This is a genomic window from Coprococcus sp. RTP21204st1_G4_RTP21204_210225 (assembly GCF_040915385.1).
In the GTDB taxonomy this organism is placed as follows: domain Bacteria; phylum Bacillota; class Clostridia; order Lachnospirales; family Lachnospiraceae; genus Allocoprococcus; species Allocoprococcus comes.
The window spans coordinates 59998-73661 of record NZ_JBCPDP010000002.1; the positions used below are offsets into that span (position 1 = coordinate 59998).

Consider the following 13664-nt stretch of genomic DNA (forward strand, 5'->3'; position numbering starts at 1 on the left):
TAAACAAAGCCTTTTGCTGCATTTTGCCAGTAACGTAGAAGCCAGAGTTCCGTTCCGACTATATCCATTTCCAATTCCGTTGAGTGCAATGGAGATGAAACACAAGTCGGAACTTTGGCACCACCGATTCCACACCCATAAAAATGCACAAAATCATCCTTATTTTTTTGGTAGTTATTTATGGCTGAAAATGATTGACTTTGACTGAAAAAGGCGATATATTAAAACTAAAGATGAATGAAAAAGAAAATAAATGATTGAAAATGACTGAAACATAAAATACAATTGAATAAATCAGTCATAACCAGTCGAAATGGAGGTGAGATAAGTGCTTGCAGAAGAAAGATTCAGTGAAATTCTGAAATTAGTGAATGAACACAAGACAATCACTGTTCAGGAACTGACCGAGCTTCTGGATATGTCAGAGTCAACGATACGAAGAGATCTGACAACACTTCATAAAAAAGGAAAGCTGATCAAGGTACATGGTGGTGCAACCGCAGTCAATATGGCGCAGTACACCAGAGATGAATCTGTTGCAGTCAGACAGGATCTGAACATTGATGAAAAGGTGCAGATCGGAAAGTATGCATCATCTCTGATTGAAAAAGATGATTTCGTCTATATCGATGCAGGAACAACCACTGATTTTCTGATTGATTTCCTGACAGAGCAGGACGCTGTGTATGTGACAAACGGAATCATGCATGCGAAGAAGCTGACACAGAAAGGATGTATAGTTTATCTGATCGGTGGGGAATTAAAAGAAGCAACGCTGGCACTGGTCGGAGAGGAAGCAATGAAAACCCTGGGAAGATACCATTTCACAAAAGGATTCTTCGGAACCAATGGGATTCATATAGAGAGTGGATGCACCACACCAGATATCCGGGAGGCTGCGATCAAAGAGATGGCGATCTTAAGAAGCGCAAAGGCTTACATCCTTGCAGATTCAACCAAATTCGGTCAGGTAGCACCGGTAACATTTTCAGAACTGGATGCAGTGGACATCATTACAACAAAGCTTAAGGATGCTACATTTAACAAATATAAAAATATTGTGGAGGTTGCAAAATAATGATTTACACAGTGACATTTAACCCGTCTTTGGACTATGTGGTACAGGCAGATCAGCTGATCCCGGGAGAGATCAACCGGACAACAAGCGAACATATCTATCCGGGAGGAAAAGGAAACAACGTATCTGTGATCCTTTCCAATCTGGGACTTAAGAGCAAAGCGCTTGGATTCAAGGCAGGATTTACCGGAGATGTACTGGAAAAGATGCTGGAAGAGTTCGGATGTGAGACAGATTTTATCCCGTTAAAAGAAGGTAATAGCCGAATCAATGTAAAGATCAATGCAGGAACTGAGACTGAGATCAACGGACAGGGACCGGTTATCACAGAAGAAGCAATCCAGGCATTATATGAAAAGCTGGATAAGCTGGAAGAAGGCGATGTACTGATCCTTGCAGGAAGTATTCCGAATACTCTGCCAGAAGATATTTATGAGAGAATCCTGGAGAGACTTTCCGGAAAAGAAATCCGTTTTGTAGTGGATGCAACCAAGGATCTTCTTTTAAAAGTTATGAAATATCATCCGTTCCTGATCAAACCGAACAACCATGAGTTAGGTGAGATGTTTAACGTAGAACTGAAGAGAAAAGAAGACATCATCATTCATGCGAAGAAATTACAGGCACTTGGAGCACAGCATGTACTGGTATCCATGGCAGGTGACGGAGCGATCCTTGTGACAAAGGATGGAAAAGTCTATGAAACCATGCCTCCGAAAGGAAAGGTTGTCAATTCTGTTGGCGCAGGTGATTCTATGGTGGCAGGATTTATTACCGGATATCTGAATACAAAAGATATGGAAAAAGCATTCCGTCTGGGTGTGGCGGCAGGAAGCGCTTCGGCATTCTGTTCGTGGCTCGCTACAAGAGATGAGATTGTTGCACTTCTTGGAGAACCGGCAGAAGTGTACCATATATAAAATCAAATGGGAGGAATGACAAGATGAAGATTACAGACTTACTCAAAAAGCAAAGTATTTGCCTCGATGGCAAGGCAGACTCCAAAGAGCAGGTCATCCGTGAAATGGTCGATCTGATGGCAGAAGGCGGGAACATCAATGACATTGACACCTATCGTGAAACCGTATTCAAACGAGAAGAAGAAGGAACTACAGGAATTGGTGAAGGCATTGCAATCCCGCATGGCAAGACTGAAGCGGTAAGCGCACCGGGACTTGCGGCCATGGTACTTCCGGAGGGTGTAGATTATGATTCTCTGGACGGAGAACCGGCATACCTTATTTTCCTGATCGCAGCACCGAATACAGAGGACAATGTACATCTGGAAGTACTCAGTCGTCTGTCCATGCTTCTGATGGATGAGGATTTCAGAAACAAGCTGCTTCATGCAAAGGATGTTGATGAATTTCTTGCTTATGTTGATGCAGCCGAGAAAGAAAAATTCCCGGAAGAAGCAGAAGAAAAAGCAGAAGCTCCGGCGGATGCATCTGCAAAACCGTATCAGATCCTCGCAGTTACCGCATGCCCGACCGGTATCGCCCATACTTACATGGCGGCGGAAGGTCTGGAAAAGAAAGCGAAAGAAATGGGAGTTACCATCAAGGTAGAAACAAACGGATCTGGTGGTGCCAAGAACGTACTGACACCGGAAGAAATCGCTGCCTGTGACTGTATCATCATTGCAGCCGACAAGGATGTCGCAATGGCAAGATTTGACGGCAAGCCGCTGATCAGTACAAAGGTATCTGACGGAATCAACAAAGCACAGGAGCTGATCGAACGTGCCTTGAGTGGAAATGCTCCAGTTTATCACAGCAAGGGTGGAGCAACAGAAGAGGGTGGTGCGTCATCTGACGGAGATACCATCGGACGCAAGATTTATAAGAGCCTGATGAATGGAGTATCCCATATGCTTCCGTTCGTAATCGGCGGTGGAATCCTGATCGCACTTTCTTTTCTGGTTGACGGTGCAAGTGCAGGTACAGCAGCATTTGGTAGTGGAACTCCACTTGCAAAATTCTTCAACACCGTTGGAAATACAGCGTTTGGGATGATGTTCCCGATCCTTGCCGGTTATATTGCAATGGCAATTGGTGACAGACCGGCATTGATGCCTGGTATTGTAGGCGGACTTCTTGCAAAAGCCGGAACTTCTGTATTCCTTGCAGAAGACGCATGGATTTCATCCGGATTCTTCGGTGCACTGATCGCCGGATTTGCAGCAGGGTACCTGATGATCGGATTGAAGAAATTGTTTGACAAGCTTCCGAAAACTCTGGAAGGGACAAAACCGGTTCTTCTGTATCCATTCTTTGGGATCCTGATCATGGCAGCATTTATGATCTTTATCGTAAACCCACCGGTTGGAGCATTTAACACCTGGCTGAATAATGTCCTTTCCGGAATGGGAGAATCCAGCAAGATGCTTCTGGGAGCGGTTCTTGCAGGTATGATGTCCATTGATTTTGGCGGACCGTTCAACAAAGCGGCATATGTATTTGGAACGGCATCCATCGCAAGTGGACAGTTTGATATTATGGCATCTGTTATGATCGGAGGTATGGTTCCACCGATCGCAATCGCACTTGCCACCACATTTTTTAAAAACCGTTTCACAAAGAGTGAACAGCAGACAAGTATCACAAACTACATCATGGGACTTTCTTTTATCACAGAAGGAGCCATTCCATTTGCAGCATCTGATCCGCTTCGAATCATTCCGCCATGTGTGGTTGGTTCTGCAATAGCAGGCGCATTATCCATGATGTTTGGATGCGGATCAAGAGCTCCGCATGGAGGAATTTTTGTCATCGGAATTATTGACAATCCATTGATGTTTTTGATAGCATTGGTTGTAGGAGCTGTCGTAGCAATGGCGGGAATTGTATTACTCAAAAAGCCATTGAAAGCAGAGTAGTAACTTATTAATTTTCTAAATATTTTTTAAAGAACAGGAGTGTTGAATCATGAAAGAATTTAAGTATGTAGTAACAGATGCACAGGGAATCCACGCAAGACCGGCAGGAATTCTGGTAAAAGCAATTGCGAAAAAAACTTCAGATATTAAGATCAAAAAAGCAGGAGATACACGTGAAGTCAATGCAAAGAGCATTATGGCAGTTATGAGTCTTGGCGTAAAAAAGGGAAATGAGGTTATCATTACAGCTGAAGGCGAAGACGAAGAAGAAGCAATCGCGGAAATCCAGAAAGTATTAGAGGAGAATCTGTAGGATTATGATTACACTAAGTGGTAAAAGTGTTTTTGGTGGCGTAGCCATCGGGAAGATTGCTTTCTATAAAAGACAGGAAAAGCAGGTAAGACGGTATCATGTAGAGGATACCAAAGCAGAGGCGGCACGTTTTGAGGATGCCCAGGAGACTGCGATCGCACAGCTCGGTGAGTTGTATGACAAGGCAATGGAAGATGTAGGAGAAGCTAATGCGGCAATTTTTGAAGTACATCAGATGATGCTGATGGATCTGGATTATGTGGATTCGATTAAGAATATTATTACCACCCAGGAAGTTAACGCAGAGTATGCTGTTGCGACGACAGGAGATAACTTCTCCCGGATGTTTGCATCTATGGATGATGCTTACATGCAGGGACGTGCGGCCGATGTAAAAGATGTATCGGACCGACTTCTCGGTATCCTTTCGGATGCCGGAGAAAGCGGTGTTGTGGCAGATGAACCGGTGATCGTGGCAGCAGATGATCTGGTACCGAGTGAGACTGTTCAGCTCGACAAGTCCAAAGTGCTTGCATTTGCAACCATGTACGGATCAGCAAATTCCCATACGGCAATCCTTGCAAGGACCATGAACATCCCGGCCGTTATTGGTCTGGGAGAAGGGCTTGCAAAAGAATATGACGGACATATGGCAGCCATCGACGGCTTTACCGGGACCATCTACATTGATCCAGATGAAGAAACCATGAAGGCTATGACCGAAAAGCGTGAAGAAGACCGCAGACAGAAAACACTTCTGGAAGAACTGAAGGGCAAAGAGAATGTCACCCTTTCCGGACAGAAGATCAATGTCTATGCGAATATCGGTAATCTTTCCGATGTGGGCGCCGTACTTAAAAATGATGCAGGAGGGATCGGACTTTTCCGAAGTGAGTTCCTGTATCTGGAAAGCGAAGATTTCCCGACTGAAGAACAGCAGTTCCAGGTATACAAACAGGTTGCAGAAAATATGGCAGGCAAAAAGGTCATTATCCGTACCCTGGATATCGGAGCAGACAAGCAGGTGGATTACTTTGGACTTGACAAAGAAGAGAACCCGGCACTGGGATACCGGGCAATCCGTATCTGCCTGACAAGACCGGAGATCTTCAAGACCCAGCTTCGTGCCCTGTACCGGGCATCTGCTTATGGACAGATCGCCATTATGTTCCCGATGATCATTTCGGTAAAAGAAGTGAAGCAGATCAAGGTGATCATTGAGGAGGTCAAAGAAGAGCTTCGTGAGGCACAGATCCCGTTCCGTGAGGATGTGGAACTGGGAATCATGATTGAGACACCGGCTGCCGTTATGATGAGCCGTGAGCTTGCAAAAGAAGTGGATTTCTTCAGTGTAGGGACCAATGATCTGACCCAGTACACGCTGGCAATCGACCGTCAGAACCAGAAGCTGGATGCCTTCTACGATCCGCACCACCCGGCAGTCCTTGCAATGATCCGCATGGCAGCCGAAAATGCCCACGCAGAAGGCAAATGGATCGGAATCTGCGGCGAACTCGGAGCAGACCTCGAACTGACCGAAGAATTCTTAAGCATGGGATTAGACGAATTATCCGTATCCCCTGCAATGGTACTTCCGCTCAGAAAGAAGATCAGAGAGAGCAAATAGTTGCGGTATACAGCTACTATGAACAGTAATAGCGAATAAGAGTTAGAAATCAGAGAGAAAGTAATGTGTTTACTTTCTCTCTTTTTTTTGCTAAAATATTCTCTGCTACAAGAAAATTGTACGAGGATATTTTAAGGAGTGAGAGGGAATATCCGAGACAGACAGCAGGAGGAAAACAATATGTTGGAAAAGGTGTTTAAGCTTAAAGAAAATCACACCGATGTCAAAACTGAGATTCTTGCAGGTATTACGACATTTATGACGATGGCGTATATCCTGGCGGTAAATCCAAGCATTCTTTCCGCAGCGGGTATGGATCAGGGGGCAGTCTTTACTGCAACAGCACTTGCATCACTGATCGGTACGCTGTGTATGGCAGCATTTGCAAATTATCCATTTGCACTTGCACCTGGTATGGGACTGAATGCTTACTTTGCTTATACTGTAGTAATTGGTATGGGCTACTCATGGCAGACTGCACTGACTGCAGTATTTGCAGAGGGTATTATTTTCATTATTCTTTCCCTGACGAATGTCAGAGAAGCGATCTTCAATGCGATCCCAGCTTGTCTTAAGACAGCAGTCAGCGTTGGTATAGGATTATTTATTGCATTTCTTGGACTTCAGAATGCCAATATCGTTGTCGGAGGATCTACTCTGGTACAGCTCTTCTCCGTAGATGCATATAATCAGGCAAATGGAGTGGAAGCAAGCTTCAATAACGTTGGAATTACTGTACTTCTTGCAATCATAGGTGTGCTGATCACAGCAATCATGGTGATTAAGAACATCAAAGGAAATATCCTTTGGGGTATCTTGATCACATGGATACTTGGAATCATCTGCCAGATAGCAGGTCTTTATGTACCGAATCCGGAGATCGGATTCTACAGTCTGCTTCCGGATTTCAGTTCCGGACTTGCAATTCCAAGCCTTGCACCGGTATTTGGAAAGCTTGATTTTAAGAATGTATTTTCACTGGAATTCGTTGTTGTAGTATTTGCATTCCTTTTCGTAGATCTTTTTGATACACTCGGAACTCTGATCGGTGTATCTACAAAGGCAGGCATGCTTGACAAAGACGGAAAGCTTCCGAGAATCAAAGGAGCACTGATGGCAGATGCGGTTGCAACTACAGTTGGAGCAGTACTTGGAACTTCTACAACAACAACATTCGTAGAGAGTGCTTCTGGTGTAACAGAAGGAGGACGTACAGGTTTAACATCCCTGACAACAGCGATCCTGTTTGGAATTTCCCTTTTCTTATCACCAATCTTTCTTGCAATTCCGTCCTTTGCGACAGCTCCGGCACTGATCATCGTCGGTTTCTATATGCTGAGCAATGTGGCAGGAATTAACTTCAGTGATTACAGCGAAGGAATTCCGTGCTTTATCTGTATCGCGGCAATGCCATTCTGCTACAGTATTTCAGAAGGTATTTCCATGGGAGTGATTTCTTATGTAGTAATCAACGTACTTACAGGAAAAGCAAAAGAAAAGAAGATCAGTGTACTGATGTATGTACTGGTGATACTGTTTATCCTGAAATATATTTTCTTATAAGATGAGGATTGCGGGAATTGTTTAGCAATGGAGCAATCTGATTACACCAGTGAGCGGCAAAATATATTTTTGACACTCACATCATAAGATAAAAAGAATATGGGGATATGTGAAAGCACAGGGACTGTCCGGTAACGGATAGGATTCTGTGCTTTTTGCGTGTCAGAATCGGTGCCGGGTGAGATACTTTGGATTGACTAGCACCCGTACAAATTGCTATAATGGAAAAAGACAAAACAGAGAATCACAGGGGAAAATATATGAATTTACTGACAATGGAACATGTATCCAAAGCCTATACGGATCGTGTGCTTCTGGATGATGTGGGATTTGGAATCAATAAAAATGAAAAAATCGGTGTGATCGGAGTCAACGGAATGGGTAAATCCACTTTGCTGAAAATCGTTGCCGGAATCGAAGAAAGTGATGCCGGAACGATCAGCATGGGGAATCAGGTGAAGATCTGCTATCTTCCGCAGACGCCGGTATTTGAAGCAGGAACAACAATTCTTCGCGCGGCAACAGAAGGAAATTATGATGAGCTGAACCGCTGGACGATCGAGGCAGAAGCAAAGTCTATGCTGAATCAGCTTGGATTTACCGATTATGATGAAAAGATTGAGCATATGTCCGGCGGACAGAAGAAAAGGGTTGCACTTGTCCGGGCACTTTTAACACCGGCAGACATTCTGGTCCTTGACGAACCGACGAACCATTTGGATAATGAGATGTCCGAATGGCTGGAAGAATATCTGATCCAGTTCCGGGGAGCGATCCTGATGGTTACGCATGACCGTTATTTCCTGGACCGTGTGGTAAATCGTATCGTGGAAGTTGATCATGGGAAATTATATAACTATCCAGGCAATTATTCCGAGTTTGTGCGTCTGAAAGCCGAGCGTCAGAACATGGAGCTTGCCACAGAACGTAAGAGAAAAAGCCTTTTGCGTACGGAGCTGGAATGGCTACACCGCGGCGCAAGGGCGAGAAGTACCAAACAGAAAGCGCATATTGACCGGATTCATGCTATGCAGGAAATGAAAGATATTCAGGAAGAAAAGCGAGTAATGCTGGATTCTGTGGCTTCCCGTATGGGGAATAAAACAATCGAACTTTCCGGAATCTGCAAATCTTATGGAGAAAAGAAGCTGATCGAAGATTTCTCTTATATTTTTCTGAAGAAAGACCGAATCGGAATTATTGGACATAATGGATGTGGAAAATCGACGCTGCTCAAGATTATCAATGGGATCATAAAACCGGATGTCGGAACTATTGAAATTGGACAGACAATCAAGATTGGCTATTTCTCGCAGGAGAATGAATATATGGATGAATCCGAGCGTGTCATTGATTATGTAAAAGAAGCAGGTGAGTACATTGCAACTTCTGACGGGAAGATTACCGCGTCCCAGATGCTGGAACGATTTCTTTTTGACGGGGCAATGCAGTGGTCGAGGATCGAAAAGTTATCCGGAGGCGAGAAACGGAGACTTTATCTACTACGTGTTTTGATGGAAGCACCAAATGTACTGATCTTGGATGAGCCAACCAATGATCTGGATATCCAGACGCTGACAATCCTGGAGGATTATCTGGATCATTTTGATGGTATTATTCTGATTGTATCCCATGACCGGTACTTCCTGGATCGTACGGTCAGTCGTATTTTTGCATTTAATGGAGGTGGGAAAATCCGCCAGTCGGAAGGTGGATACTCCGATTATCTAATCCGTGTGGAGCTTGAAAAACCGAAAGACGGACAGACAATTGCAGAAAATATGTCAGATGCAGCTTCTGCACAGACCGGTGAGTCTGACAGCAAAAAGACCTGGAAGCAGCGGGAGAAAAAGCTGAAATTTTCTTATAAAGAACAGCGGGAATACGAGACGATCGATGAGGATATCGCAAAGCTGGAAGAGAAGATCGAAAAGCTGGATCGGGAAATGGTTAAGAATGCCACCAATTCCGTGAAGTTGTCCGAACTTATGAAAGAGAAGGAAGAAATAGAGACAACACTGGAAGAAAAGATGGACAGATGGGTGTACTTGAATGATCTTGCTGAGCAGATAGAAAATCAGTAAAGTGATTGACAGATTTACAGATGATAAAGTATAGGTAGTGAGAATCATATCAATGTATTCGAAGGAGGAGAGGTATATGATGTGGAATAGAGCAGAACTTAAAATGAGAGGTAATATGGCATTTAAGAAGAATTATGTGTCAGCCGTTGTAGTTGCGCTTCTGATGGGAATCTTTGGCACAGTCTCTGGCGAATCCAGTGCAAGACGGGTAAGTGAGAATTCAGATATATATAGTGGAAATTTATTTAATGTGGGAATGATTACCGGATTGCTTGCAGGAATCGCAACGGTAGTAATACTGATTGTCCTTGTGGCAAAAGTATTTGTAGGTAATCTCCTGAAAATGGGTGGATACCGGTTCTTTATCCTGAACCAGACTGCACAGCCGGGAATCGGAACATTGCTTGACGGTTTCCGTTCCGGACATTATGTTAATATTGTTCTTACCATGTTTTTAAGAGATTTATTTACTGCACTTTGGAGTCTGCTTTTGGTGGTACCTGGAATCGTTAAGCATTATGAATATCTGATGGTACCATATATTATTGCTGAGAATCCGGCAATGGATTACAAAGAAGCATTCCAGATCAGTAAACAGATGATGGATGGAGAAAAAATGGAAGCATTTATCATGGATTTGTCATTCCTTGGATGGTATCTGCTGAGTGCGGTTACCTGTGGACTTCTTGCGATTTTTTATGTAAATCCGTATGTACAGGCATCCTTTGCGGAGATGTACACATTCAATAAGCAGAAGGCTTATCAGGAGGGATATATCCAGTAAGAGTTTCAGAAGGATAAATTTTAAAATGTAAGAATAGAGCGCAGACGCTGGCTTAAAATGAAGCGTCTGCGCTTTTATTTAGTGGGCGGCCTTCTCCGCAAAGGTAGTCGTAACTAGTTCTTCATAAGGAACACGCTCTTTCAGCTCACCGGAGTTTTCCAGAATATCCTGCAGCAGATTGAAGCTTTCTTCGTTGAAGATCAGATCCGATTTCCAGGTGTCTTGTTCGTAGTAACGGCTGACAATGGTTGTAATTGTAGCGAGATCGGTTTCCTTGAACTGTGGTGCAATGACTTTTGCAATCTCTTCCGGAGTATGGGACTGAACGAAATCCATTCCTTTTTGCAGGGCATTGGTGAATTTCTGGATGATGTTCGGATTAGCATTCAGATAACTTGTTTTGGCACTATAGGCGGTGTATGGGACATAGCCGGAATCAACGCCGAGAGAAGCAACGACATAACCGGAATTTTCCGCTTCAAGGGCAGTAGCGCTCGGTTCAAATTCGATGGTATAGTCTGCTTGCCCACCGGAAAATGCAGCAGCGGTTGAACCGAAATCAATACTCTGGTTGATAGAAAGATCCTTCTGTGGATTAATTCCGTTTTTTTTCAAAATGTATTCAAAGACCATTTCCGGCATGCCACCTTTTCTTCCGCCAAGAACGTCTTTTCCTTTCAGATCATCCCATGAAAAATCCGGCATTTCTTCACGTGCGACCAGAAAGTTTCCGGCGCGCTGCGTAAGCTGCGCGAAGTTTTTGATGACATCATTTGCACCCTCCTGGTAAGTATAAATCGAAGATTCACTTCCCATAAAGCCAATATCTGCCTCACCGGAGAGGACGGCGGTCATAACTTTATCCGCCCCAAAACCAGTAACAAGAGTCAAATTAATTCCTTCATCCGCAAAATACCCATTTTCAATCGCAACGTATTGCGGGGCATAGAAGATAGAATGGGCGACTTCGTTCAGTGTCACAGAGACAGAAGAAGAATTGGTGTCATGATTGGCTTGGGAAGTGACGGTTTCAGCTTTAGGATTCGTAGCATTATCATCGGCAGGTGCAGAGCTGCAGGCTGATAAAAGGCCGACAGTTATAGCAGAAACAAAAAGTAAGGATATAAAATTTTTTTTCATAAGTCCTCCTGGGTGGTATAACATTCTCATTTAAGATATGCAAAAAATGTGAAATTGGTGTTTTTATCTGATAGCTAATCGCTCTCCGCTGAAGATTTTGAAACTCCAGAACAACCTGCAACTAAAAATCCCTTATTTTATCATATAATTTATCCGAGTAATATGGCAGATAAATAATAGCAAAAGTATAAGCCATATGTTTCGCTTCGGTTAAGTCATTTGTCCTTTTTTCACCATAATATTTGCTCATAAGTGGCTGACTTCCATCACCTACGCTCTGCAATATCAGGTTGATGATCACCAGTGAAATATTAGGAGTCAGAGCAAGTCCGAAAGGAGCGAGTCCTGCCTTAAAAATTGATTTGTATAGAGAACCGAATTCACCAGCATTTGCACAAATTTCCAGTTTTTTTTTACCACAAAATGCACAAGAACCGAAAACGGTTTGTTGATTAATTTGTCCTAAGAGAGTAAACTGAAACATAAGACATTTGGGGTGTGTGTATCTGAGAAAAACTGAAAAAAGATAAAATAATGGAGGTGCGGTTATGGGATTCTGGATTTTTATGCTTATAATGGATTTACTGATTCCGTTTACAATGATCGGCTTCGGAAAAATGTTTTTGAAAAAAGCACCGGATCAGATCAATTATGTGTTTGGTTACAGAACATCAATGTCAATGAAGAATCAGGACACCTGGGTATTTGCACATCATTATTGCGGAAAGCTCTGGTATATCTGTGGACTTATTCTTTTGGTGGTATCTTTAATTGTGTTACTTCTGGTTATGGGAAAGTCTAATGATGCCATAGGAAATGTCGGGGGAATTCTGTGTGTATTTCAGATGATTCCACTGGTGGGTTCGATCATACCGACGGAGATTGCACTCAGGAAAAATTTTGATAAATATGGAAATAAAAGATAAATCAGGAGGATGCCATGAAAATAGCAGTATTTTTCCCAGGCATTGGTTATCATTGTGATAAGCCACTTTTGTACTATGCAAGAAAACTGGTTCAGGAATATGGATATGAAAAGACAGTCATGCAGGAGTATTCCTATAATGGCAAAAATATACGCGGCGATAAAAAGAAAATGCAAGAGGCATTTGAGTGCTTGTATGCGCAGGCAGAAAAGGAGCTTGAAGAAATCGCATTTGACGAGTACAGTGAAGTTTTATTTATTTCCAAAAGCGTAGGAACCATTATTGCATCCGCTTATGCTGAGAAATATAAGATAAAATGCTGCCAGATTTTGTATACCCCGCTTGAACAGACTTTTATGTTTGAACATGATGATGCAATTGCATTTATTGGAACTGCGGATCCGTGGAGCGATGTAAAAAAAGTAATTGCATGTTCAAAGAATCAGGCAGTTCCGATTTATGTGTATGAGGATGCCAATCATTCATTGGAAAAAGAAAATATTTTACAAAACATTGATATCCTGAAAAACGTAATGGAAAAGACACAGAAGTATTTGCGGTAGCTATTCCAGGAAAGCGAACCCATTTGCACTGGAGGTGTCGAATAAATCCCGTGCAATCCGGATAACGTCGTGTGCATAGGATGGAAGATATCCTCCATGACGGTGTGCCATTGGGAAGGGGAGTTAAATAGGAAAAGCCTATTTTTTACCAGAAAGATCAGAAAAAAACTGATAGAGTAAAAAAATCAGGTTGTGGAGGAGAAGATGAGATTAAGGAATATCCTGATTGTCGTAAAAGACATTGAAAAATCAAAGAAATTCTATCATGATCTGTTTGGTCTGGATATCATTCTGGACAATGATGGAAACGTTATTCTGACAGAAGGACTTGTTTTACAGGACGAAAAAGTCTGGAAGGATGTTACAGGAAAAGAAGTTGTCCCGGAGAATAATTCCTGTGAACTTTATTTTGAAGAGCGGAATATTGAAGCATTTACTGAAAAATTAGAAAAACTGTATCCGGAAACCAAATATGTCACCAGGCTGATGACGTACAGCTGGGGACAGAAAGTGATCCGTTTTTATGATCTGGACGGCAATCTGATTGAAGTCAGGACACCGATGCGGGGATAAAGAGAAAATAACATACATCAGGAGGACAACAAAATGGCAGCGGTACTTTTACGTGCAGCATCTCTGGCGTTTGTCATGGTTCTTGGAATTTTATTGAAAAAGACGGGAATCGTCGGCAATCCGGCAAGGGTACTC

13 protein-coding genes are annotated in these 13664 nt (G+C 42.9%); 11 read left to right on the top strand and 2 right to left on the bottom strand.

From position 1 onward, the window contains the following. The first annotated feature begins 328 nt into the window (after positions 1-328). The 8 genes from AB5213_RS01970 to AB5213_RS02005 all read left to right on the top strand — a co-directional run bounded on the left by AB5213_RS01970 (position 329) and on the right by AB5213_RS02005 (position 10327). Entirely contained in the window at positions 329-1078 is a 750-nt protein-coding gene (locus tag AB5213_RS01970) for a DeoR/GlpR family DNA-binding transcription regulator (RefSeq protein ID WP_008369518.1), read from the top strand. Further along, positions 1078-1998 carry a 1-phosphofructokinase gene (gene pfkB, locus AB5213_RS01975; RefSeq protein ID WP_195368460.1) on the top strand — a complete coding sequence of 307 codons (921 nt, stop codon included), beginning with the start codon at positions 1078-1080 and terminating at the stop codon, positions 1996-1998. Before AB5213_RS01970 ends, pfkB begins: the two co-directional genes overlap by 1 nt. Before the next feature lie 23 nt (positions 1999-2021). Further along, positions 2022-3956: a fructose-specific PTS transporter subunit EIIC gene (locus AB5213_RS01980; RefSeq protein WP_195368459.1), complete on the top strand. Its 1935-nt coding sequence runs from the start codon at positions 2022-2024 to the stop codon at positions 3954-3956. 49 nt (positions 3957-4005) lie between these two features. After that, entirely contained in the window at positions 4006-4269 is a 264-nt protein-coding gene (locus AB5213_RS01985; protein ID WP_055262380.1) for an HPr family phosphocarrier protein, read from the top strand. Between the two features lie 4 nt (positions 4270-4273). After that, positions 4274-5896 (top strand): phosphoenolpyruvate--protein phosphotransferase, encoded by a 1623-nt coding sequence (gene ptsP / locus AB5213_RS01990; RefSeq protein WP_368276264.1) that lies wholly within the window; start codon positions 4274-4276, stop codon positions 5894-5896. A 180-nt stretch (positions 5897-6076) separates the two neighbouring features. Then, positions 6077-7459: an NCS2 family permease gene (locus tag AB5213_RS01995; RefSeq protein WP_055157740.1), complete on the top strand. Its 1383-nt coding sequence runs from the start codon at positions 6077-6079 to the stop codon at positions 7457-7459. Between the two features lie 260 nt (positions 7460-7719). Continuing rightward, a complete protein-coding gene (locus tag AB5213_RS02000) occupies positions 7720-9543 on the top strand; it encodes an ABC-F family ATP-binding cassette domain-containing protein (RefSeq protein ID WP_215634056.1) in 1824 nt (607 codons plus the stop codon). 76 nt (positions 9544-9619) lie between these two features. Further along, complete coding sequence (locus AB5213_RS02005) at positions 9620-10327, top strand: DUF975 family protein (protein WP_330622209.1); 708 nt, start codon at positions 9620-9622, stop codon at positions 10325-10327. Positions 10328-10405: 78 nt separating this feature from the next. On the opposite strand, the gene AB5213_RS02010 is transcribed toward AB5213_RS02005, so the two are convergent. Beyond that, complete coding sequence (locus AB5213_RS02010) at positions 10406-11467, bottom strand: ABC transporter substrate-binding protein (RefSeq protein ID WP_349096631.1); 1062 nt, start codon at positions 11465-11467, stop codon at positions 10406-10408. Between the two features lie 121 nt (positions 11468-11588). Continuing rightward, positions 11589-11951, bottom strand: a complete 363-nt coding sequence (locus tag AB5213_RS02015; RefSeq protein ID WP_252198925.1) for a hypothetical protein — start codon at positions 11949-11951, stop codon at positions 11589-11591. Positions 11952-12015: 64 nt separating this feature from the next. On the opposite strand from AB5213_RS02015, the gene AB5213_RS02020 reads away from it, so the two are divergent. The 3 genes from AB5213_RS02020 (at position 12016) to AB5213_RS02030 (ending at position 13529) form a co-directional block, all read left to right on the top strand. Then, positions 12016-12393 (top strand): SdpI family protein, encoded by a 378-nt coding sequence (locus AB5213_RS02020; protein ID WP_215634732.1) that lies wholly within the window; start codon positions 12016-12018, stop codon positions 12391-12393. A gap of 14 nt (positions 12394-12407) precedes the next feature. Continuing rightward, positions 12408-12956 (top strand): alpha/beta family hydrolase, encoded by a 549-nt coding sequence (locus AB5213_RS02025; protein ID WP_195412968.1) that lies wholly within the window; start codon positions 12408-12410, stop codon positions 12954-12956. A 204-nt stretch (positions 12957-13160) separates the two neighbouring features. Next, entirely contained in the window at positions 13161-13529 is a 369-nt protein-coding gene (locus tag AB5213_RS02030) for a VOC family protein (RefSeq protein WP_055262281.1), read from the top strand. The last annotated feature ends 135 nt before the right edge of the window (positions 13530-13664 follow it).